Source organism: Leucobacter sp. UCD-THU (assembly GCF_000349545.1).
GTDB lineage: Bacteria > Actinomycetota > Actinomycetes > Actinomycetales > Microbacteriaceae > Leucobacter > Leucobacter muris.
This window is the reverse complement of record NZ_KB714604.1, coordinates 56,562-78,161: the sequence shown is the minus strand read 5'-3', so window position 1 is coordinate 78,161 and position 21,600 is coordinate 56,562. Positions and strand designations below refer to the sequence as shown.

General features: G+C 70.9%; 16 protein-coding genes and 1 pseudogene. 6 read left to right on the top strand and 11 right to left on the bottom strand.

All coding sequences use genetic code 11. From position 1 onward, the window contains the following. The first annotated feature begins 239 nt into the window (after positions 1-239). Positions 240-4,370, top strand: a complete 4,131-nt coding sequence (hrpA, locus tag H490_RS27860; RefSeq protein ID WP_017884803.1) for an ATP-dependent RNA helicase HrpA — start codon at positions 240-242, stop codon at positions 4,368-4,370. Positions 4,371-4,461: 91 nt separating this feature from the next. Here the strand turns inward: hrpA and H490_RS27855 are convergent, their stop codons facing one another. Together H490_RS27855 and H490_RS27850 are read right to left on the bottom strand one after the other, a co-directional pair. Continuing rightward, on the bottom strand, positions 4,462-5,472 hold the full coding sequence (locus H490_RS27855) for a hypothetical protein (RefSeq protein WP_017884802.1): 1,011 nt from the start codon (positions 5,470-5,472) through the stop codon (positions 4,462-4,464). A 252-nt stretch (positions 5,473-5,724) separates the two neighbouring features. Continuing rightward, positions 5,725-6,225 carry a general stress protein gene (locus tag H490_RS27850; protein WP_031290186.1) on the bottom strand — a complete coding sequence of 167 codons (501 nt, stop codon included), beginning with the start codon at positions 6,223-6,225 and terminating at the stop codon, positions 5,725-5,727. A 47-nt stretch (positions 6,226-6,272) separates the two neighbouring features. Here H490_RS27850 and H490_RS27845 point away from each other — a divergent pair, with 47 nt between their 5' ends. The 3 genes and pseudogenes from H490_RS27845 (at position 6,273) to H490_RS27835 (ending at position 9,383) form a co-directional block, all read left to right on the top strand. After that, on the top strand, positions 6,273-7,559 hold the full coding sequence (locus H490_RS27845) for a magnesium transporter MgtE N-terminal domain-containing protein (RefSeq protein ID WP_031290185.1): 1,287 nt from the start codon (positions 6,273-6,275) through the stop codon (positions 7,557-7,559). Further along, positions 7,556-8,066, top strand: a pseudogene (locus tag H490_RS27840) (DUF1003 domain-containing protein); the annotation flags it as partial. The gene H490_RS27845 and the pseudogene H490_RS27840, both read left to right, overlap by 4 nt. Before the next feature lie 165 nt (positions 8,067-8,231). Beyond that, positions 8,232-9,383, top strand: a complete 1,152-nt coding sequence (locus H490_RS27835) for an Mrp/NBP35 family ATP-binding protein (RefSeq protein WP_017884798.1) — start codon at positions 8,232-8,234, stop codon at positions 9,381-9,383. A gap of 55 nt (positions 9,384-9,438) precedes the next feature. Here H490_RS27835 and H490_RS27830 read toward each other — a convergent pair whose 3' ends face one another. Next, positions 9,439-11,253, bottom strand: coding sequence for a putative bifunctional diguanylate cyclase/phosphodiesterase (locus tag H490_RS27830; RefSeq protein WP_152424303.1), 1,815 nt, complete (start codon positions 11,251-11,253; stop codon positions 9,439-9,441). Beyond that, positions 11,250-11,636 (bottom strand): twin-arginine translocase TatA/TatE family subunit, encoded by a 387-nt coding sequence (locus H490_RS27825; protein ID WP_017884796.1) that lies wholly within the window; start codon positions 11,634-11,636, stop codon positions 11,250-11,252. Before H490_RS27825 ends, H490_RS27830 begins: the two co-directional genes overlap by 4 nt. A 91-nt stretch (positions 11,637-11,727) precedes the next feature. Between H490_RS27825 and H490_RS27820 the strand changes: the two genes are divergently transcribed. Further along, positions 11,728-12,360 carry an O-methyltransferase gene (locus tag H490_RS27820; RefSeq protein WP_017884795.1) on the top strand — a complete coding sequence of 211 codons (633 nt, stop codon included), beginning with the start codon at positions 11,728-11,730 and terminating at the stop codon, positions 12,358-12,360. Between the two features lie 216 nt (positions 12,361-12,576). On the opposite strand, the gene H490_RS31355 is transcribed toward H490_RS27820, so the two are convergent. Together H490_RS31355 and dapE are read right to left on the bottom strand one after the other, a co-directional pair. Then, positions 12,577-12,747, bottom strand: a complete 171-nt coding sequence (locus H490_RS31355) for a DUF3117 domain-containing protein (RefSeq protein ID WP_069187479.1) — start codon at positions 12,745-12,747, stop codon at positions 12,577-12,579. 77 nt (positions 12,748-12,824) lie between these two features. After that, positions 12,825-13,946 (bottom strand): succinyl-diaminopimelate desuccinylase, encoded by a 1,122-nt coding sequence (gene dapE, locus H490_RS27815; RefSeq protein ID WP_017884793.1) that lies wholly within the window; start codon positions 13,944-13,946, stop codon positions 12,825-12,827. 89 nt (positions 13,947-14,035) lie between these two features. On the opposite strand from dapE, the gene dapD reads away from it, so the two are divergent. After that, positions 14,036-14,992 (top strand): 2,3,4,5-tetrahydropyridine-2,6-dicarboxylate N-succinyltransferase, encoded by a 957-nt coding sequence (gene dapD, locus H490_RS27810; RefSeq protein WP_017884792.1) that lies wholly within the window; start codon positions 14,036-14,038, stop codon positions 14,990-14,992. Positions 14,993-15,235: 243 nt separating this feature from the next. Here the strand turns inward: dapD and H490_RS27805 are convergent, their stop codons facing one another. The 5 genes from H490_RS27805 to H490_RS27785 all read right to left on the bottom strand — a co-directional run bounded on the left by H490_RS27805 (position 15,236) and on the right by H490_RS27785 (position 21,580). Then, a complete protein-coding gene (locus H490_RS27805) occupies positions 15,236-16,534 on the bottom strand; it encodes a citrate synthase (protein WP_017884791.1) in 1,299 nt (432 codons plus the stop codon). Positions 16,535-16,700: 166 nt separating this feature from the next. After that, complete coding sequence (gene dapC, locus H490_RS27800) at positions 16,701-17,813, bottom strand: succinyldiaminopimelate transaminase (RefSeq protein WP_017884790.1); 1,113 nt, start codon at positions 17,811-17,813, stop codon at positions 16,701-16,703. A gap of 4 nt (positions 17,814-17,817) precedes the next feature. Beyond that, on the bottom strand, positions 17,818-18,138 hold the full coding sequence (gene fdxA / locus H490_RS27795) for a ferredoxin (protein WP_031290182.1): 321 nt from the start codon (positions 18,136-18,138) through the stop codon (positions 17,818-17,820). 206 nt (positions 18,139-18,344) lie between these two features. Further along, positions 18,345-20,879: a glycoside hydrolase family 65 protein gene (locus tag H490_RS27790; RefSeq protein ID WP_017884788.1), complete on the bottom strand. Its 2,535-nt coding sequence runs from the start codon at positions 20,877-20,879 to the stop codon at positions 18,345-18,347. Next, positions 20,876-21,580: an HAD-IA family hydrolase gene (locus H490_RS27785; RefSeq protein ID WP_017884787.1), complete on the bottom strand. Its 705-nt coding sequence runs from the start codon at positions 21,578-21,580 to the stop codon at positions 20,876-20,878. Before H490_RS27785 ends, H490_RS27790 begins: the two co-directional genes overlap by 4 nt. Positions 21,581-21,600 lie beyond the last annotated feature (20 nt).

Genomic DNA, 21,600 nt, shown 5'->3' with positions numbered 1-21,600 from the left:
TGGTCTCGCTTTCGCTGCGGGGTCACGTGCTCGATCAGTCTATGCCCGGCCCCCGGCATTCTCGGGTGGACCTCCGCCTGCGGCCCATGTCACGGACGGCCGGGACGGCCTGCGTCGCGGACGGCCCGGGGACGGCCTGCGCCACAGGCGGCCCGGGCGGCGACAGTCCGGGTACGGAGTCCCCGAGCCGAACCGCTCCTTCGGCGCCGACCGGCCCGGTCCGCGATAATGGTGGGATCATGACGCAACCCCGCATCGAATTCCCCGCGGATCTCCCCGTCTCGCAGATGCGCGACGAGATCGAGGCGGCGATCCGCGACAACCAGGTGGTCATCGTGGCGGGTGAGACCGGCTCGGGCAAGACGACCCAGCTGCCGAAGATCGCGCTCGCCCTCGGCCGCGAACGCATCGCCCATACCCAGCCGCGCCGCATCGCGGCCCGCACGATCGCCGAGCGCATCGCCGAGGAGCTCGGCTCCGAGCTCGGCGGGCTCGTCGGCTACCAGGTGCGCTTCACCGACAAGGTCTCCGAGCAGACCCGGATCCGCCTCATGACCGACGGCATCCTGCTCAACGCGATCCACCGCGACCGCGACCTGCGCGCCTACGACACCATCATCATCGACGAGGCCCACGAGCGGTCGCTCAACATCGACTTCCTGCTCGGCTACCTCAAGACGCTGCTGCCCCGCCGACCCGACCTCAAGGTGATCATCACCTCGGCCACCATCGACCCCGAGTCGTTCGCCGAGCACTTCGCCGATCCGAGGACGAAGCGCCCGGCCCCCATCGTCGAGGTGTCGGGCCGCACCTACCCGGTCGAGATCCGGTACCGGCCGCTGGTCGAGAAGATCGAGCGGCCCGAGACGGGCGCGGGTCGCTCGGAGGCGGACGCCAAGCGCTCGCCCGCGGGCCGAGCGGGTACCACCGCACCCGAGTCCCGGGTCGTCACGGTCGAGCGCGACCTCTTCGACGCTATCGGAGACGCGGTCGAGGAACTCGGCGCAGAGGATCGAGGCGACGTGCTCGTGTTCCTCAGCGGAGAAGCCGAGATCCGCGACGCCGCCGACGCCCTGCGCGGCCGCCTCGGCGCGAACCGCGCGAGACCGATCGAGATCCTGCCCCTCTACGGCCGCCTCAGCGCAGCCGAACAGCACCGCGTCTTCGAGCGCGCGAGCGGCGCGAGCGCGGCTGCGCGGCGCATCGTGCTCGCGACGAACGTGGCCGAGACCTCGCTCACGGTGCCGGGCATCCGCTACGTCGTCGACGCGGGCACCGCTCGCATCTCCCGCTATTCGGCGCGCAGCAAGGTGCAGCGTCTCCCGATCGAGCCCGTCTCCCAGGCGAGCGCCAATCAGCGTTCGGGGCGCTCCGGACGCACGAGCCCCGGTATCGCGATCCGCCTCTACTCCGAGGAGGACTTCGAGAGCCGCCCCGAGTTCACCGAACCCGAGATCCGCCGCACCGGCCTCGCATCCGTGATCCTGCAGATGCTCTCGCTCGGCCTCGGCGACATCGCCCGCTTCCCGTTCCTCACCCCGCCCGACCAGCGCGGCATCGCCGACGGCCTCGGGCTGCTCGCCGAACTCGGCGCCGTCGAACCGCTGGAGCGCGGCGGCGCGCCCCGCGACGGGCGCGGCAAGGGGCGGAGCGGCAGGGCGGGCGGATCCGCGAACCACCGCATCACGAAGATCGGCCGCGAGCTCTCGCGTCTGCCGATCGAGCCGAGATTCGCGCGCATGGTCGTCGAGGCGCGCAGGCACGAGGTGGTGCCCCAGGTGCTCGCGATCGTCGCGGGCCTCACGATCCAGGACGTGCGCGAGCGGCCGCAGGAGCAGCGCGCGCAGGCCGACCAGCTGCACGCCCGCTTCGTCGACCCGCAGGGCGACCTCATGACCCTGCTGAACCTCTGGGACTACCTGCAGGAGCGGCAGCGCGAGCTGTCGTCGAGCGCGTTCCGCCGCCTGTGCAAGGCCGAATACCTCAACTTCCTGCGCGTGCGCGAGTGGATGGACCTCACCCGCCAGCTGGCGCGCATCGCGGGGGTGAGGGGCGGTGCAGCCGCCGCTCGACCCCGCCCCCGCGGCGCCGACGCGGAGCGGGTTGACACGACGGGCGCGGGATCGGGATCCGAATCGGGATCGGGATCGGGATCGGGATCGGGCGAGGCGATCCACCGCTCCGTCCTCGCCGGCCTGCTCTCGCAGCTCGGCGTGCGCGACGATCGGCAGGATCGCAGCGCTCCCGCTCGCGGCCGGGGCGCCGCGGGCGCCGTGAAGCGCAAGCCCGCCCAGGAGTACGTCGGATCCCGGGGCACCCGCTTCGTGCTGTACCCGGGGTCGGTGCTCGCCAAGAAGCCGCCCGAGGTGGTGATGAGCGTCGAACTCGTCGAGACCTCGCGGCTCTTCGCGCGCTCGAACGCCGTGGTCGACCCGGCCTGGGCCGAGGAGCTCGCGGGGCCGCTGGCCAAGCGCCAGGTCTCAGAGCCGCACTGGGAGAAGAAGCAGGGCGCCGCCGTCGCCTACGAACGGGTCACCCTCTTCGGCGTGCCCATCGTCGACCGCCGCCGCGTGCAGCTCGCCCGCTTCGACCGCGAGCACGCGCGCGAGCTGTTCATCCGCCACGCCCTCGTCGACGGCGAGTGGGACTCGCGCCAGGCCTTCGACCGCGCCAACCGGCAGCTGCGCCGCGAGCTCGAGCAACTCGAAGAGCGCACCCGCCGCCGCGATCTCGTGAGCGACGACGAGGCCGTCTACGACTTCTACGACGCCCGCATCCCCGCCGACGTCGTCTCGACCCGCAGCTTCGAGGGGTGGTGGAAGGAGGCGCAGCGCGCGCAACCGAAACTGCTCACCATGCGCCGAGAAGACCTCGTCGAGGGCGAGGCCGCCGAGGTCGACGAGAGCGAGTTCCCCCGCCAGTGGCGGCACGGCGACCAGACGCTGCGCCTGAAGTACCGCTTCGACCCGACCGCCGACGACGACGGCGTCACCGTGAACGTGCCGCTGCCGCTGCTGCCCCGCCTCGAACGCGGCGACTTCGAGAAGCTCGTGCCCGGTCTGCGCCAGGAGCTCGTCACCGCGCTCATCAAGACGCTGCCGAAGGCGATCCGCAAGCACGTCGTGCCCGCCGCGGACTGGGCGCGCACGCTGCTCGAGACGGTGGAGCCGCGACTGGCGGCGACACCGAGCCCGGTCGCCGAGCCGCAGCGGCCGGGTTCCTCGTCAGAGCCGACCGCCGCACCCTCGCTGCTGCAGCTGCTCGCCGACGAGATCCGCCGCCGCACGAGCGTGCCGGTCTCCCCCGACGATTTCGACCCCTCGCGGCTGCCCGCCCATCTCACCCCCACGTTCCGCGTGGTCGACGGGCGCGGGCGCACCGTCGGCTCGGGCAAGGACCTGGCCGCGCTGCAGGCCGCCCACAAGGATCGCGCGACGCAGGGCGTCGCGAAGGTCGCGGCGGCGGCCATGCCGAAGAGCGACCTCGAGCGCAAAGGGGCGACCGGCTGGGTCTTCGGCGAACTGCCCCGGCACGTCGACACCGCCTACGCGAAGGGCCGCGGATCGGGCGCGGGCGTGGTGCGCGCCTACCCCGCCGTGGTCGACCGCCGCACGAGCGTCGATCTCGTGCTCGTGGCCGACGAGGCCGAGCAGACCCGGCTCTCGCGGCGCGGGATCCGCCGCCTCGTCGCGCTGAGCTCGCCCTCTCCGGCCAGCTACATCCGCGACCACCTCTCGAACCAGGAGAAGCTGCTGCTCGGCGCGGGGCCCTACCGCTCGCTCGACGCCGCCATCGCCGACGTGTCGCTCGCGGTCGCCGACGGCGTGATCCGCCGTCACGCCCCCGACGGGCTGGTGTGGTCGGAGGCCGTGTTCGAGCGCATCGCGAACGACTACGCGCGATCCCTGATCGACGAGATCTATGCCGCGATCGCGCTCACCGCGCGCGTGCTCGACGGGGCGCGACTCGCCCGCAAGGCGATCGACGGCGCCAAGTCGATCCAGGTGCTCGGCCAGGTCGCCGACGCGGCCGCGCAGGTGGATCGCCTCGTCTTCGACGGCTTCGTGGCGCGCACCGGGCTCGCGCGGCTGGCGCGGCTGCCCGTGTACTTCGAGGCGGTGCAGTGGCGATGCCGAGGGCTCTCCGAGAACCCCGGGCGCGACCGGGCGTGGCAGAACGAGGTCGACCGCGCGCTCGCGCTCTTCGAGCAGGCGGGCGGGTCGATTCCGCTGCCGGAGCAGGCGCCTGAGCATCTCGTGCGCGCCCGCTGGCTCATCGAGGAGCTGCGGGTGAGCCTGTTCGCGCAGCACCTGCGCACGGCCGAGCCGGTGTCGCTGCAGCGCATCCAGAAGCTGCTGCGCGAGGCGTAGCGCCCCCTCATCTCATCGAGCCGGCCTATTCGTACCGAGTCGGCCGACGATTCGCGCGAATTCCGGGCCGACTCGATACGAATGGGCCGGCTCAGCGGAAGAGCACGAGCGAGCGGGCCGCGGGCGGCGACGGAATCCCGAAGTGGCGCACCGCCGCGCGAAAGCTGTCGGGCGTGCGCAGATCATCGTGCATCAGCCTGATCACTCGCTTCGGTGTGAGCCCCCGGGCTCGATCCTCGCGCCGCTTCTCCGCGATGACCACCTCCTCGGCCGTCTTCCCCTTGCGCAGGTCGGCGTCGAGGTACTTCGATCGGCCGTCGATCTCGCACAGGATGTCGAGGTCGTCGAGCTCGAGGTCGAAGTAGCTCAGGCGGCCGTCGGAGTGGGTCACCGGCGCTTGAGTGCTGACCCGATAGCCGAGCTGCGCGAAACGGAGTCGGCCGAGGCTCTCCAGCACCGATTCGGCTCCCGCATCGGCGAGATCGATGACGCGCAGTGCTCGCCGAACCCCGCGCCTGTGGGGAATCGAGAGCGCGTCCCCGCGCAGCCGCTCCAGCCGCTCCACGACGCCGGGCGAGTTCGGAATGCCCCGGTGCCTGCCGAATCGCAGATGCAACGCGTGGTCGAGCGCTCCGAGCGCCAGTTCGGGCGGTGCGAGCCGGGCGAGGTCCAGCACCGTTCTCGCGAGACTCGTGGCCGGGATGCCCCGCAGCAGCCCGACCTCCCCCTCCGCCACCTGATCGATGCTGCGTGTGATGAAGGTGCTGCTCCTGGCGGTCGCGCCGCCGGGCAGCAGCAGGTGAGCTCGATCATGCGGCGGACGATACAGGCGCAGCCCGTGCAGGACGGCCGCCGACTCCCGCCAGAAGTACCCCCTGAGATCGCGGTTTCCGGAGACCGCGATCACTCGCGCGAGCAGCCGCTGGTCGGGCCAGAGCCCGCGCCACACTGCGCCGTCGAGGTACTTCGCCGCGGCGATCCGCGCCAGCGCACCGTCCTCGACCGCTCGCGCGATCCGACGTGCCGTCCAATCGCACTGCAGCAGTTCGTCTCTCGAGCGCACTGCGGCCGCGATCGAGGCGAAGTCGTGCGCGGGCGTCATGCCCTCAGCCTGGCAGGCTCCTGCGGCGCGGAGAGCCCCTGCGCGCCCGACTGTGGATGGAGCGCGCACTCCCCCATGCAGACCTCGACCCGTGAGCTGAGTCTCGCCGGCTGCCCGGCGCACTCACCGAGTCGGCCGAATCGTATCGAGTCGGCCGAATCGTATCGAGTCGGCCGCCGATTCGCGCGAATTCCGGGCCGACTCGATACGAACGGGCCGACTCAGCGGAAGAGCAGGCGACGAGGTCGCGGGTTACTTCTGCACGGACTCGGTGAGCACGCGCCGCGCCTCGTGCACGAGCTCGGGCTCGGTGATGAGGTCGTAGCGGGTCGCGACCATCTGCATGACCGACGAGAAGTCGCGGCGGTTGCGGTTCATGGCGTACGAGAGCACCCCGAAGAGCATGCCGAAGCCGGCGCCGATCACCACGGCCGCGATGAACACGCCGAAGATGCCGGCGTTGTCGGGCTGGAAGATGAACAGCAGCAGGCCGAGGAAGAGGCCCAGGTAGGCGCCCGAGAGCGCGCCCATCAGCGCGATGCGGCCGTAGGTGAGGCGCCCGGTGACCCGCTCGACGCTGCGCACGTCGTTGCCGACGATGCTGATGCGCTGCACGGGGAAGCTGGCGCGGGCGAGCACGTCGACGGCGTGCTTCGCATCTTCGTAGCGGTCGTAGGTGGAGACGATCTCGCCCTGCGGGATCTCGGGCATCAGCGGGGCGCGCGAGGAGGAGAGGGGGCCGGGAGTACTCATGCCCCTATTCTCTCACCGCGGAGCCCCGGCCCACTACGCTAGAGGGTGTGAGTACTACGCGGGTCTTCGTCGGGCGCCTCGCCGGGCGCGGGGTGTTCGATCCTGTCGGGGATCGGATCGGCAAGGTGCGCGATGTGCTCGTCGTCTTCCGGGCGGCGAGCGCGCCGCGCGTGGTCGGCCTGATCGTCGAGATCCCAGGCAAGCGGCGCGTGTTCGTGCCGATCGGCCGGGTGACCTCGATCGGCTCCGGCCAGGTCATCACGACGGGCCTCATCAACGTGCGCCGCTTCGAGCAGCGCGGCGGCGAGACGCGCATGATCGCCGAGATCATCGGCCGCGAGGTGCGGCTCGCCCCCGAGCAGGCGGGCGGGCAGCCGCTGTCGGCCCGCATCGAGGACGCCGCGATCGAGCGCACTCGCACGGGCGAGTGGGTGGTCTCCGAGGTGTTCGTGCGGCTGCCGAAGCCGGCGGCGCCCTTCAGCCGCGGCGACTCGCGCATCGTGCGCTGGTCGGATCTGGTGCTGCCGAGTTCGAGCGAGTCGGCGCAGTCGGCCGAGCTGCTCATCCAGACGATGGTCGACCTCAAGCCGGCCGACCTCGCCGAGGCGCTGCTCGAGCTGCCGCAGCACCGCATGCTCGAGGTCATCGACGAGCTCGCCGATGAGCGCGTGGCCGACGCGCTCGAGGAGATGAGCGAGCAGGATCAGCTGGCGCTGCTGGCGCAGCTGCCCCCGGACCGCACTGCCGACGTGCTCGACCGCATGGAGCCGGACGACGCGGCAGACCTCATCTCCGCGCTGCCCGCGGCGAAGGGCGAGGAGCTGCTCGACCTCATGGAGCCCGAGGAGGCGGAGGACGTGCGCCGCCTGCTCGAGTACGACGCCGACACGGCCGGCGGCCTCATGAGCCCCGCGCCGATCGTGCTGTCGGGCGAGTCGAGCGTCGCCGAGGGCCTCGCGATGATCCGCCGCGCCGAGATCCCGCCCGCCATGGCCTCGGCCGTCTACGTCACCCATCCCCCGTACGAGACGCCCACGGGCGAGTACATCGGCATGGCCCACTTCCAGCGCATGCTGCGCTTCCCGCCGCACGAGCGCATGGTGGCGCTGATCGACACCGAGATCGAGCCGGTCACGGTCGATGCGAGCGCCGCCGAGGTGTCGCGCCGCATCGCGAGCTACGACCTCGTCGCGATCCCGGTGGTCGACGAGCAGCACCGCCTCGTAGGTGTGGTGACGGTCGACGACGTGCTCGATCATCTGCTGCCCGACGACTGGCGTCACGCCGACGACGAGGCCCCGCGTTCCTCCACTTCGCAGGGCGGGCGCCGATGAGTCTGTTCAAGCGGGATCCAGGCCTCGACGCGCCGCTCTCGGCGGGCGCGCGCGCGGGCCGCGGCGCGCTCGGAGGCGCGAGGGGGCACGAGCGTTTCGGCCGCTGGACGGAGAGCATCGCGCGCGGCATGGGCACGCCGTGGTTCCTGCTGATGCTGACGCTGTTCTGCATGGCGTGGCTGGCCTGGAACACGTGGGGCCCGGAGTGGGTGCGCTTCGATTCGGCGGCGCTCGGCTTCACGGCGCTCACGCTGATCCTCTCGCTGCAGGCGTCGTATGCGGCGCCCATGATCCTGCTCGCTCAGAACCGGCAGGACGACCGCGACCGCGTGCAGATGGAGCAGGATCGGCAGCGCGCCGAGCGCAATCTCGCCGACACGGAGTTCCTCGCCCGCGAGGTGGTGGCGCTGCGCATCGCGCTGAAGGATCTGCCGGATCGCGATTTCATCCGAGCGGAGCTGCGCTCGCTGCTGGCGGAGCTCGAGGAGGAGCGCGAGGCCGAGGAGGACTCGTTCGTGGTCGAGGATCCGGATCCGGGCGAGGCTCCGCTCTCGCCGGCCGGTGGGCGCGACGCCGACGGGCGCGGCGACGCCGGAGCGCATGATACCGACGGGCGCGACCAGGCCGACGGACGCGACGGTGCCGACGGGCGGCCGGATCTCGAGGACAGGGATGACCGGGAGCGTTGAGGCCGCGGTTCGCGCCGCGCTCGACCGGGTGCGGGATCCCGAGATCCTGCGCCCCATCACCGAGCTCGGCATGGTGCGCGACGTGCGCGTGGACGCCGAGGGCCGGGCGACGGTCTCGATCCTGCTCACCATCGCGGGCTGCCCGGCGGCCCGCCGCATCGAGGCCGACACGCTCGCGGCGGCGCAGTCGGCGCCCGGCGTCTCGTCGGCCGAGGTCGTGGTGGGCGTGATGTCGCCGGCCGAGCGCAAGGCGTTCGTGGAGCGCGTGCGCGGCGACCGCGGAGCGCGCCCGCAGCAGTTCGGGCCCGACTCGCTCACGCGGGTGATCGCGGTGACGAGCGGCAAGGGCGGTGTGGGCAAGTCGTCGCTGACGGCTGGGCTCGCCGTCGCACTCGCGCAGCAGGGACTCTCGGTCGGGCTCGTCGACGCCGACGTGTTCGGCTTCTCGATCCCGGGCATCCTGGGGCTCAGCCGCGAGGGGCGCACCGAGCAGCCGACGCGCCTCGACGACATGATCCTGCCGCCCGTGGCGCACGGCGTGAAGACCGTGTCGATCGGCATGTTCCTGGGCGACGCCGACCCCCGCACCACGGCCGTCTCGTGGCGGGGGCCGATGCTGCACCGCACGATCGAGCAGTTTCTGCGCGACGTATGGTTCGGCGATCTCGACGTCCTGCTGCTCGATCTGCCTCCCGGCACGGGCGACATCGCCATCAGCGTGGGGCAGTTGCTGCCCCACGCCGAGGTGCTCGTGGTGACGACCCCGCAGGAGGCCGCGGCCGACGTCGCGGTGCGCAGCGCGCTCGTCGCGCGCCAGACGGGCCAGCGCGTGATCGGCGTGGTCGAGAACATGGCGGGTCTCGTGCAGCCCGACGGCAGTGTGGTCGACGTCTTCGGCAGCGGCGGCGGCCGGCTGGTGGCGCAGCGTCTGAGCGACGACGAGCACGGCGAGGTGCCACTGCTCGGCAGTGTGCCGCTCAGCCCCGCGTTCCGCGAGGGGGGCGACCGCGGTGAACCCGCGGTGCTCGCGACGCCCGAGGATCCCGCGGCGGCCGAGGTGATCAGGATCGCGCGCGCGATCGTGGGTCAGGGCCGCAGTCTGGCCGGCAGGTCGCTCGGGATCGCTCCGCGCTGAGGCGCGGCCGCTGCGGCGGCTCTGGACCGGTTCAGGCCATGCCGCGGGGTGAGGCTCACCCCGCGGAGTTCAGCTCGCGGAGCGTTTCGTCGACGGGCCGGGGGCGGGCGAACAGGAACCCCTGGAACGCGTCGACGCCGAGATCGCGCAGACGTTCGAATTGCTCCTCGGTCTCGACGCCCTCGGCGACGACCTGCAGGTCGAAGGTGCGTCCGAGCTGCACGATGGTGCGTGCGATCGCCGTCGCCGGTTCGTCGTCGACCACGGCCGAGACGAAGGAGCGGTCGATCTTGAGCTGTTGCACGGGCAAATGCCGCAGGTAGCTCAGCGACGAGTAGCCGGTGCCGAAATCGTCGAGCGACGAGAGCACCCCCTCGGCTCGCAGCAGCGACAGCAGGCGGATCGTGCGGTCGAGGTCGGTGTGCAGCACACTCTCGGTCAGCTCGAACTTCAGACGACCCGGGGCGATGCCGTGACGCGCGATGATCGCGCGCACGCGCTCGGTGAAGTCGTCGACGCGCAGCTGCCGTTCGCTCAGGTTCACCGAGAAGGTGAGTTCGCGGCGCTCCGGCTCGCGTTTCCAGGCGGCGAGCACGCGGCAGGCCTCCTCGAGCACCCACTCGCCGATTTCGACGATGATGCCGGTCTGCTCGGCCAGCGGGATGAAGCCGCCGGGCGGCACGAGCCCGCGCTCGGGACTGAGCCACCGGATGAGCCCTTCCTCGCCGATCACGCGGCGGTCGCGGTCGACGATCGGCTGGGAGAACAGCCGCAGTTCACCGCGCTCGATGCCGCGCCGCAGCTCGGAGACCAGGCTCACGCGCTGCTGCGCGTCGTCGAGCATGCTCTGCCGGAACAGCCGCAGGCGTCGCTGCCCACCGGCGCGCCGTGCGCGCTTGCGGGCGATATCGGCGCACTTGATCACCTCGTGCGGATCGGTGGTCTCGATGTAGCCGTCGGTGCCGGCCGTGTCGCCTTCCTGATCCTGGTGGCGCTGCCTGATGCCGGGGGCGGCCCACACCACGTAGCCGACGCTCGCAGAGGTGTCGACGACCACGCCGGATCCGAGGTTGACGGGGCCCGTCAGCGCACCGAGCACCCGGTCGACCGCCTCGGCGGCCCGCTGCTCGACGAGCCGGTGGTCGCTGCCGATGTGCGGCAGCAGGATACCGAAGGTGTTGGAGCCGATGCGCGCCACGCACGCGTCCTCGATGCCGAGCGTGCAGAGCTGCTGCGATGCGTGGAGCAGCAGCCGGTCCCCCACCTCGTACCCGAACGCGTCGTTGACGACCGACAGATCGTCGGCACTGACCGCGATGAAGCCGCTCAGCTGGCATCCCGGCTTCTGCTCGATGTCGGCGTCGATCTCGCGCAGCATCGACACTCGGTTGGGCAGACCGGTCGCGCGGTCGTAGAACGCGAGCCTGCGCGCCTGCTCCTCGGCGAGGTGACGCTTCGTCTCCTCGGTGCGGATCGCGATGTAGCGCTCGGGGCGACCGCGATCGTCGAGCAGTGGGATGATCGTGGTGTCGACCCAGTACTCGCTGCCGTCTTTGGCGCGGTTGCAGAGCTCGCCCTTCCACACGTCGCCGCGGCCGATCACCCGCCACATCTCCTGGAAGAACTCCTTCGGATGCCGACCGGAGTTGATGATGCGGTGGGTCTGGCCGACCAGCTCGTCGCGGGAGTACTGGGATATCTCGCAGAAACGGTCGTTCACGTGGAGGATGATGCCGCGCCGGTCGGTGACCGCGATGATCGAGGAGGTGTTGAGGGCGTAGAGGATCTCGTTGAACTCCCGATCGGATGCGCCGAGCTGAGCACGCAAACTCGTTTCCGCTTCAGCGTGCCCGGCATGGGGGTGGCTCACGTGGCCTCCTCGTCGAAGTGGAGCCCCCCACGTTCATCGACCTGCTCGCCCGCGACGGCCCCGGAGGCCGCGCGCCGGTTCTGAGCGGCTTCGGCGAGCCTCGCCCGCCGAGCCGCTGCCCGAGCCTCGCGCTCATCCTCGACGAGCGCGTCGCGGATGATGCGGCGAGGATCGTACTGACGCGGATCGAGCTGCTTCCAGTCGACCTCGTCGAACTCGGGCCCCATCTCGTCGCGCAGGCGATCCTTCGCCCCGTCGGCCATGCGCTTCGCGCCGCGCACGAACTCGCCGAGCTTCTTCGCGTAGACCGGCAGCCGGTCGGGGCCCAGCACAAACATGGCGATCACCAAGATCACCAGGATTTTGTCGATTGTGAGGCCCATCAACAACTATCGTAGCGCTCGGAGCACCCCTCGGAGGTCGCGCTACGCTAGAGTCACCGGCGCTGCGGCGCCTCGGACACCGGAGGAGAACGTGAGCAAGCTCGAACGCAACTGGCAGTACGCCGAGCAGTACCCGGGTGAGACCGACGCGATCGTCCGCGCTCGGCGCCTCTCGCTCGAACTCGGGCTCGAGCCGGTCAGCCGCTCCACCGCGGCGCAGCTCTCGGCGCTCACGGCGCTGACCCGTGCGCAGGCCGTCTGCGAGGTGGGCACGGGGGTCGGCGTGAGCGGCCTCGCACTGCTGCGCTACGCTCCCGAGGCGACCCTCACCTCGATCGAGATCGAGCCCGAGCACCTGCGCGAGGCCCGCGGTGTGTTCGCCGAGGCCGGCGTGCCGTCGTCTCGACTGCGGCTGGTCGAGGGCGACGCCCGCCATGTGATGCCGCGGCTGAACCTCGGCGCCTACGATCTCGTGCTGCTCGACGCCGACCCCGGGCAGCTGCTCGAGCATTTCGAGCACGCGCTCGGCATCGTGCGCCCGGGCGGCTGCATCGTCGTGCCCGGTATCTTCGCGCACGGCCGCGTGCCCGACCCCGCAGCTCGCGACGAGGCCGCCGTCGCGTGCCGCGACCTGCTCGCCCTCGTGGCCGAGTCCCCGGCGATCGCCCCGATGCTCTCGCCCACCGGCGACGGCGTGCTGACGCTCGTGCGGCTCGACGGCTGAACCGCTTCGTCTCCTCGACGGGCTCAGGAGCCGACGGCCCGGAGCAGGCGGGATCGGTGACCTGCGGGCCGGGCGCCTGCGGGTGCAGGGGTCGGCGGGATCGGCGCTCACTCCCTTGATCCGAGGCCGGCGAAACGCAGAACGGAGGGGGCTCGGAATCATCGATTCCGAGCCCCCTCCGTTCTGCTACTGCCGAGCGCCTAGGCTTCGACCGGCTCAGCCGTCGAGCACGGACGAGAGCACGTTTCGCAGTTCGGTGGCCTCCTGGTCGTTGACCGACACCACGAGGCGTCCGCCGCCCTCGAGCGGTACGCGCACCACGATCAGCCGACTCTCGCGAACCGCCTCCATGGGTCCGTCCCCAGTCCTCGGTTTCATTGCAGCCATGACGCCTCCTCGAAAGTTATGGTTGATGTCTAGTTTATCGGGCCACCGCCGAAGAGGGCCAACCCGCTTACCTCTGGTTACGCCTCACTCGCCTGCAGCCAGGCGCGCAGGGCCCGCTCGGTGAACTCGATCTGACTCACCGGCACCCGCTCGTCGTCCGCGTGGGCGAGCAGCGGGTCGCCGGGGCCGAAGTTGACCGCGGGGATGCCGAGCGCCGAGAAGCGGGCCACGTCGGTCCACCCGAACTTCGCGTTGGGCTCCACGCCGACGGCCTCCACGAAGCGGCGCGCGAGCGGCGCGTCGAGGCCGGGCCGCGCCCCGGGCGCGAGATCCACGATCTCCACCTCGTCGGCGTCCGAGAAGAAGTCGCGCACCACCCGCTCGGCCTCGTCGGTCGACCGGCTCGGCGCGAAGCGGTAGTTGACCTCGAAGCTGCAGCGATCGGGGATGACGTTGCCCGCGACGCCGCCCTCGATGCGCACCGCGTTCAGTCCCTCGCGGTACTCGAGACCGTCGACCACGATGCGCTCCGCCTCGTAACGGGCCAGCCGGTCGAGCAACGCCCCGGCGCGCTGGATCGCGTTCACTCCCATCCAGCTGCGCGCCGAGTGGGCGCGCCTGCCGTGCATGGTGACGCGCGCTCGCAGCGTGCCGTTGCAGCCGCCCTCGATGGTGCCGTTCGAGGGTTCGCCGAGGATCGCGAAGTCGGCCGCGAAGAGCCGCGGGTGATGGCGCATGGCGCGGCCGAGTCCGCTCAGGTCGGACGCGACCTCCTCGTGGTCGTACCAGATCCAGGTCAGGTCGACCGCGGGCTCGGCGAGTTCGACGGCGAGCAGCAGCTGCACCGCCACCCCGGCCTTCATATCGACCGTGCCCCGCCCGCGGATCATCGTCTCCCCGGTCGCCGCGTCGAGCTCGTCGCGCACCGGCAGGTTGTCGTTGATGGGCACCGTGTCGAGGTGCCCGGCGATGGCGACACGGCGCTCGCGACCCAACTCGGTGCGCGCGATGATCGTGTCGCCGTCGCGGGTGACGCTCAGGTGCGGCGCCCGCTCGCGGAGTACGGCCTCGACGGCGTCGGTGATCGCCCGTTCGTCGCCGGAGACCGACGGGATGTCGCACAGCTGACGGGTGAGCTCGACCGCGCCGAGGGCGGGATCGAGGCGGGGCGCGGGAACGGGAGACGGATCGGCATTCACCCGATCCAGCCTAGTCTCCCGCGTCGGAGCGCGTTCCCGGCGCCCCGGATGATGCATCGGCGCGGCGCGGTCACGGTAGCCTGGAAGGCATGACTGACTCTCGCTCTGCATGGTCCGCCGGTATCGTCACCACCGCCGCCGACGGCACGGTTCTCGACGCATGGTTCCCCTCGCCCGCGCTGGGCGAACGCCCCGCGGATCGCGATCGCTGGGTCGCCCCAGCAGAGCTCGAGGAGCTCGCAGGCGCCGACGAGCTGCGCGGCGTGGAGCTGCGCCCCGTGAACGTGGAGATCGATCTCGACGCGGCCCCGGCCTCCACCGAGGACGCCTACCTGCGCCTGCATCTGCTGTCGCACTGCCTGGTGCGGCCCAACTCGATCAACCTCGACGGCATCTTCGGCAAGCTGCCCAACGTGGCCTGGACGACCGCCGGCCCGATGCTGCCCGACGTCTACGCGGCGCGTCTGCCGCGGCTGAAGCGCGCGGGCATCACCGCGGTCGGCCTCGACAAGTTCCCGCGGCTCACCGACTACGTCGTGCCCCAGGGCGTACGCATCGCCGACACGTCGCGCGTGCGGCTCGGCGCCCACCTTGCGCCGGGCACGACCGTGATGCACGAGGGCTTCGTGAACTTCAACGCGGGCACACTCGGGGCCTCGATGGTCGAGGGACGCATTTCGCAGGGCGTCGTGGTGGGCGACGGCTCTGACATCGGCGGCGGCGCCTCGATCATGGGCACCCTCTCGGGCGGCGGCACGCAGCGCATCACCATCGGCGAGCGCGCGCTGCTCGGCGCGAACTCGGGCATCGGCATCTCACTGGGCGACGACAGCGTCGTCGAGGCGGGCCTCTACGTGACCGCGGGCACCAAGGTCGTGCTGCCGAAGGGCACCATCGACTCGAACGGCGAGCCCGTCGAGGTGAAGGCGGTCGAGCTGTCGGGTCTGCCGCAGCTGCTGTTCCGCCGCAACTCGCGCACCGGCGGCGTGGAGGCGCTGCCCCGCGAGGGCGCCGGCATCGAGCTCAACTCCGAGCTGCACGCCTGAAAGACGGCGTCGGTGGTCGCCGACGCGGTGCGCCCCGGCGCCGTCTGGACGTTCTCGGGCGATCACCAGTCCCCACCCGCCGAGTCGGCCTACTCCGATCGACACGGCCGGGAATTCGCGCGAATGGTAGGCCGACTCGATACGAACAGGCCGACTCAACGCACATGCACCCTTCACGGGCTCAGGGCATACGCGAGACCCGAGCCCACCTTTCGCCGGGCTCGGGGATGGCGCGTCGAACCGCTAGCGGCCGAGGCGGCGCTCTGCCGACCCGGTGTACAGCTGCTGGGGGCGGCCGATCTTGGTCTGCGCGTCGTCGCGGGCCTCGCGCCACTGGGCGATCCAGCCCGGCAGGCGGCCGATGGCGAACAGCACGGTGAACATGCGCGTGGGGAAGCCCATCGCCTTGTAGATCACGCCGGTGTAGAAGTCGACGTTGGGGTAGAGCTTGCGCTCCTTGAAGTAGTCGTCTTCGAGCGCGATCTGCTCGAGCTCCTGCGCGAGGCCGAGCAGCGGGTCGTTGACGCCGAGCTCTTCGAGCACGCGGCTGGCGCTCTCCTTGACGATGCGGGCGCGCGGGTCGTAGTTCTTGTAGACGCGGTGCCCGAAGCCCATGAGCTTGACGCCGTCTTCTTTGCGCTTGACCTTCTCGACGAAGGTCTCGACGCTCTGGCCGGAGTCGCGGATCTGGGCGAGCATGTCGAGCACGGCCTCGTTGGCTCCGCCGTGCAGGGGGCCCGAGAGCGCGTTGATGCCGGCCGAGACCGACGAGAACATGTTGGCGCCGGTCGAGCCGACGAGGCGCACGGTCGAGGTCGAGGCGTTCTGCTCGTGGTCGGCGTGCAGGATGAGCAGCTTGTCGAGCGCGTCGACGAGCACGGGGTTCATCTCGTAGTCTTCGGCCTTGTTGCCGAAGTTGAGGCGCAGGAAGTTCTCGACGAAGCCGAGCGAGTTCTTCGGGTAGAGGAAGGCCTGGCCGATCGACTTCTTGTGCGCGTAGGCGGCCAGCACCGGCAGCTTCGCGAGCAGGCGGATCGTGTTCACCTCGACGAACTCGGGCACGGTGGTGTCGAGCGAGCTCTCGTAGTAGGTCGACATGGTCTGCAGGCCGCCCGACAGCACCGCCATGGGGTGCGCGGTGTGGGGCACGCCCTCGAAGTAGTAGCGCATGTCTTCGTGCAGCAGGGTGTGGCGGCGGATCTCGTCGTCGAAGGCCGCGAGCTCATCGGAGCTGGGCAGCTCGCCGTAGATGAGCAGGTAGGCGACCTCGAGGAAGGTGGAGTTGCGGGCGAGCTCTTCGATCGGGTAGCCGCGGTAGCGCAGCACGCCCTCTTCGCCGTCGATGTAGGTGATGGCCGACTTGGTGGAGGCGGTGTTGACGAAGCCGTAGTCGAGAGCGGTGTACCCGGTCTGCTTGGTGAGAGTGCTGACGTCGATGGCGGAGTGCCCCTCGACCGACTCGAGGATGGGGAACTCGGCCTCCCCTCCGGGGAAGGTGAGCTTCGCGGTGGCCGGGCCCTGCTGCTGAGTCGAATCGGTCACGTCGTCTCCTCGTGAGGTCTCATACGGGGAAGGCTTCGGATAGACGCCCTCGTTCTTATCACCCTATCGGCTCCGTTCGGAGCAAACGTGCACACCGACGATTCGCTGTGCCGCCACCTAGGGTATCTTGACGTCGAGCAAATTGCGATTCGACCGGCATGCGCCGTCAGGCGGCGGCGGAGGCCTCGCGGATGCGCTGCGCCGCCTCGGTGATCGCTTCGTCTCTCGCGGTGAGCGCGAGGCGCACGTGCTTCGGCGAGTGGGATCCGTAGAAGTGGCCCGGCCCGACGACGATGCCGAGCTCGGCGAACTCGGCCACGGCGTCCCAGGCGTCGGCGCCGCGGGTCGCCCAGAGGTAGAGGCCGGCCTCGCTGCCCTCGACGCGGTAGCCCGCGGCTTCGAGCGCGGGCAGCAGCACGTCGCGGCGCGCGCGGTATCGATCGCGCTGCTCGGCGACGTGGACCTCGTCGCCGAGGGCGGCGATCATGGCGGCCTGCACGGGCGCGGGCACCATGAGGCCGGCGTGCTTGCGCACGGTGAGCAGACGGTCGATGAGTTCGGGATCGCCGGCCACGAACGCGGCGCGGTAGCCGGCGAGGTTCGACTGCTTGCTCAGCGAGTAGGCGGCGAGCACCCCGCTGTGGTCGTCGCCGACGACGCGGGGGTCGAGGATCGAGGGGATGCGCTCGGCGTCCCAGGGCGCCTGCCACCCGAACTCGGCGTAGCACTCGTCGCCGACGATCACGGCGCCGAGCTCGCGGGCGCGCTCGACGGCGGCGCGCAGCGCGTCGACGCCCAGAACACGGCCGTCGGGATTCGAGGGCGAGTTGATCCAGACGAGGCGGGTGTGCTCGGGCCAGTCGGCGGGGTCGTCGGCGGGGATCGCGTCGGCGCCGACGAGCGCCGCGCCCATGGCGTAGCTGGGGTAGGCGACCCGCGGGAAGGCCACCGCCTCCCCCGCGCCCAGACCGAGCAGGAAGGGCATCAAGGCGACCAGCTCTTTCGAGCCGACGGTGGGCAGCACCGCGGCAGGCTCGACGGTCACGCCGCGTCGGCGCACGAACCAATCGACGATCGCCTCCCGCAGCCGGGGGGTGCCCGCGGTCGTCGGGTAGCCGTGGGCGTCGGTCGCGGCGGCGAGCGTGTCGCGCACGCCCTGCGGCGCGGGATCCACGGGCGATCCGACCGACAGGTTCAGCGCGCCACCGGGATGGCGCGCCGCCTGCTCGGCATAGGGCGCCATCGCGTCCCAGGGGTAGTCGGGAAGCGGTCCGCGCATGCGGCTACTCGCCCTGCGGCGGCAGGGCCGCGATGATGGGGTGGTCGAAGTCGTAGACCCCGACCTTCGCCGCACCGCCCGGCGACCCGACCTCGTCGAAGAACTCGACGTTGGCCTTGTAGTAGTCGGCCCATTCCTCGGGCAGATCGTCTTCGTAGTAGATGGCCTCGACCGGGCAGACCGGTTCGCATGCTCCGCAGTCGACGCACTCGTCAGGGTGGATGTAGAGCGAGCGCTCGCCCTCGTAGATGCAGTCGACCGGGCACTCGTCGACGCAGGCGCGATCCTTCACGTCGACGCACGGAAGAGCGATCACATACGTCACGATGCCCCTACCTTTCGTTTCACTCCATCAGGCCGCGGCGTCAGCCGCAGCGGTCGAACGGCGAATGCTTCCCGTTCGCCTCAGCCGACCGTCATCACTCGGCTCGTAACACATCCATCCTACTCCCCGCCCGAGCCGCTGCCTGAGCCCCGCGACCCGGCCCCGCCCCCTTCGATCAGCCTCTGAGCCTGTCGAAGGGAGCGGGCTCAGATCTCGGAGTACTCGCGCGTCGGGATCTCGGTGGTGACCGTGGGCACGTCGGGGTAGAGCGGCGGCAGGGTGCCCGTGTCGCCCTCCCTCGGCAGCATCCCGGCCGAAAGGCCCCGGAACGGACCGAGGTTCGGGCCCTGATCCGCGAGAAGCACCTCGCGCCGCTGCCCCGGCTCGACGTCGAAGCGCTCGCCCCGCACGCTCACCGAGACGGGGGTGTCGCCCTCGACCATCTCGAAGGCGATGCTGCGCCGGCGCAGCTCCACCGCGATGCGGCGCCCCCGCCAGACCAGTTTGAAGCGCAGGGAGTCCCAGTGACCCGGCAGCCTGGGGTCGAAGCTCAGCTGGCGCCCGGCCGCGTCGCGCAGCCCCGCGAAGCCCTGCACGAGCGTCATCCAGACGCCGCCGGTCGAGGCGATGTGCACACCGTCGGCCGAGTTGCGGTGCAGGTTGTCGAGATCGACGCGCAGCGCGTGCTCGAAGTAGCGGTACGCGAGCTCGGGGTAGCCGACCTCGGCCGCGATGATCGACTGCACGACGGCCGAGAGCGTCGAGTCGCCCGTGGTGAGCGCGTCGTAGTATTCGAAGTCGTTGCGCTTCTCCTCGCGGGTGAACTCCTCGCTCGCGAGCAGCAGCGCCAGCACCACGTCGGCCTGCTTGAGCACCTGGAAGCGGTAGATCACGAGCGGGTGGAAGTGCAGCAGCAGCGGCTTCTGCTCGGGCGGGGTCGCGGCGAGGTCCCAGACCTCGCGGTCGAGGAAGTGCGCGTCCTGCGGGTGGATGCCCATCTCCTCCGAGTAGGGCACGTTCATCGCGTCGGCCGCCTCCTCCCACGCCACGACCTCGTCGGGGTCGAGGCGCAGGCGGTCCAGCAGCTCGGCGTACACCTCGGGGGCCTCCTGCTCGAGCCGGCGCACCATGTGCGCCGCGACTCGCAGATTGAAGCGCGCCATCACGTTGGTGAAGAGGTTGTCGTTGACCACGGTGGTGTACTCGTCGGGGCCGGTCACACCGTGGATGTGGAAGCGCCTCACCCCGTCGCGGTCGGTGCGCCAGAACCCCAAGCTGCGCCAGAGCCGCGCCGTCTCGACGGGGACATCGCACGCTCCCGACAGCAGGTACTCGAGGTCGCCCGTCGCGAAGACGTAGCGGGCCAGCGCGTATGTGACGTCGGCGTTGATGTGGTAAGCGGCGGTGCCGGCCGCGTAGTAGGCGCTCGCCTCCTCGCCGTTGATGGTGCGCCAGGGGAACAGCGCACCGTCCTCGTTCAGCGTCACCGCCCGGCGCCTCGCCTGCTCCAGCATCCGCTCGCGGGCGCGCAGCGCGTTGCGGGCCCACAGCGGGGTGGTGTACGTCAGGAACGGCAGCACGTAGATCTCGGAGTCCCAGAAGTAGTGGCCGCTGTACCCGGAACCGGTGAGGCCCTTGGCGGCGATGCCGCGCCCGTCGGCGCGGGCTGAGGCCTGGGCGAGCTGGAACAGGTTCCAGCGGATCGCCTGCTGCACGCCGGGCTCGGCCTCGACCTGCACGTCGCTGCGCTCCCAGAACTCGGCCAGGAAGTCCCGCTGCCGCTCCCAGCGCAGCTCGGGCGGCTCGGCCGCGACCTTCGCGAGCGTGTGCACGCAGCGGTCGAGCAGCTCCTCCGGACCGGCCGTCGCCGAGGAGTGGTAGGCCGCGGTCTTGACGAGGCGAACCGTGCGCCCCTGTCTGGCGGTGCCCTGGAACAGGTGCCGCACGCGGTCCGAGGAGGTTTCGACGCGGGTCTGCCACTCGTTCTCGTCGCCGCCGTCGAAATCGTGGTCGACTCCCACGCCCATGGTCATGCCGGAGTCGTGCAGGCGGTAGCTCAGCACGCTGCGGCCGCCCTCGTGGCGCGCGGGCCCCGGATCGAGGATGCGCTCGGTCAGCTGCTCGCTCTTGCGGGGGTCCGCCATGCCGGTCGCGGCCCGCTCGGTGTGCACGCGCCGCAGATCCTGGCGATTGACGACGAGGCTCGACAGTGTGAGATCGGCGTCGGCGTCGAGCACCGTGACGCGCATCTCGAGCGTCGCCAGGTGCCGCGACGTGAACGACACCATGCGCCGCGTCTCCACCCGCACCCGCTTGCCCGTCGGGGTGAGCCACAGCAACGTGCGGGTGAGTGTGCCGGCGCGCAGGTCGAGGATGCGCTGCACGTCGAGGATCTCTGACGACTCGAGGTTGAGCCGCTCGTCGTCGACGTAGATGCGGATCGTCTTCATGTCGGGCACGTTGACGATCGTCTGCCCGTGCTCCGCGAAGCCGTAGGCGTTCTCGGCGTGGCGGATGCGCCAGGTCTCGTGCAGGCCGTTGATGAAGGTGCCGTGGCTGCCGAGCGGCAGACCCTCCTCGTGGTTGCCGCGCAGGCCGAGGTAGCCGTTCGCGAGCGAGAACAGCGTCTCGTCTTGCCCCGCGAGTTCGGGATCGATGCCGCGCACCACGAGGCGCCAGGGATCCTCGCCGAAGTCGCGGTGCAGGTTCTCGACCGGGATGTCGAAGAGTTCGGGGTTCATCGTGCAAGCTCCTCCAGATCCGTGACCACGGTGTCGGCTCCCGCCGCCGTGAGCGCCGCTCCTCCGGCGCCGCGATCGACGCCCACCACCAGGCCGAATCCGCCCGCGCGCGCCGCGGCGACGCCCGAAGCGGCGTCTTCGAACACGGCGGTGCGCTCGGGGGCCGCGCCGAGCAGCTCGGCGCCCCTCAGGAAGGTGTCGGGCGCCGGCTTGCCGGGCAGTCCCTCCCGCTCGGCGACGACGCCGTCCACCACGGCGGCGAAGCGATCCCGCAGCCCCGCGGCCCGCAGCACGGCCTCGGCGTTGCGCGAGCTCGAGACCACCGCGAGGGGGCGCTCCAGCTCGGCGAGACGGTCGAGCAGCAGCAGCGATCCCGGGTAGGGGTCGATGCCGTCGCGCTGCAGCACCTCGGTGAAGGCGCCGTTCTTGCGGTTGCCGACGCCGATCACGCTCTCGTAGCCGTCGTCGCCGGGTTCGCCCTGCGGCAGGGAGATGCCGCGAGCGCGCAGCAGCGCGGCCACCCCCTCGAACCGGGGCCGACCGTCGAGCGACTCGTAGTAGTCGCTCTCGCGGTACGGAGCCTCCCCCAGGGCGGCGAACAGGCGGTCGAAGGTCTCGGCCCACGCCCGCATGTGCAGGTCGACGGTCGGTGTGATCACCCCGTCCAGGTCGAACAGGTAGGCGTCGTAGCGGTCGATCAAACGGTGTGCCCTTCCGGAAG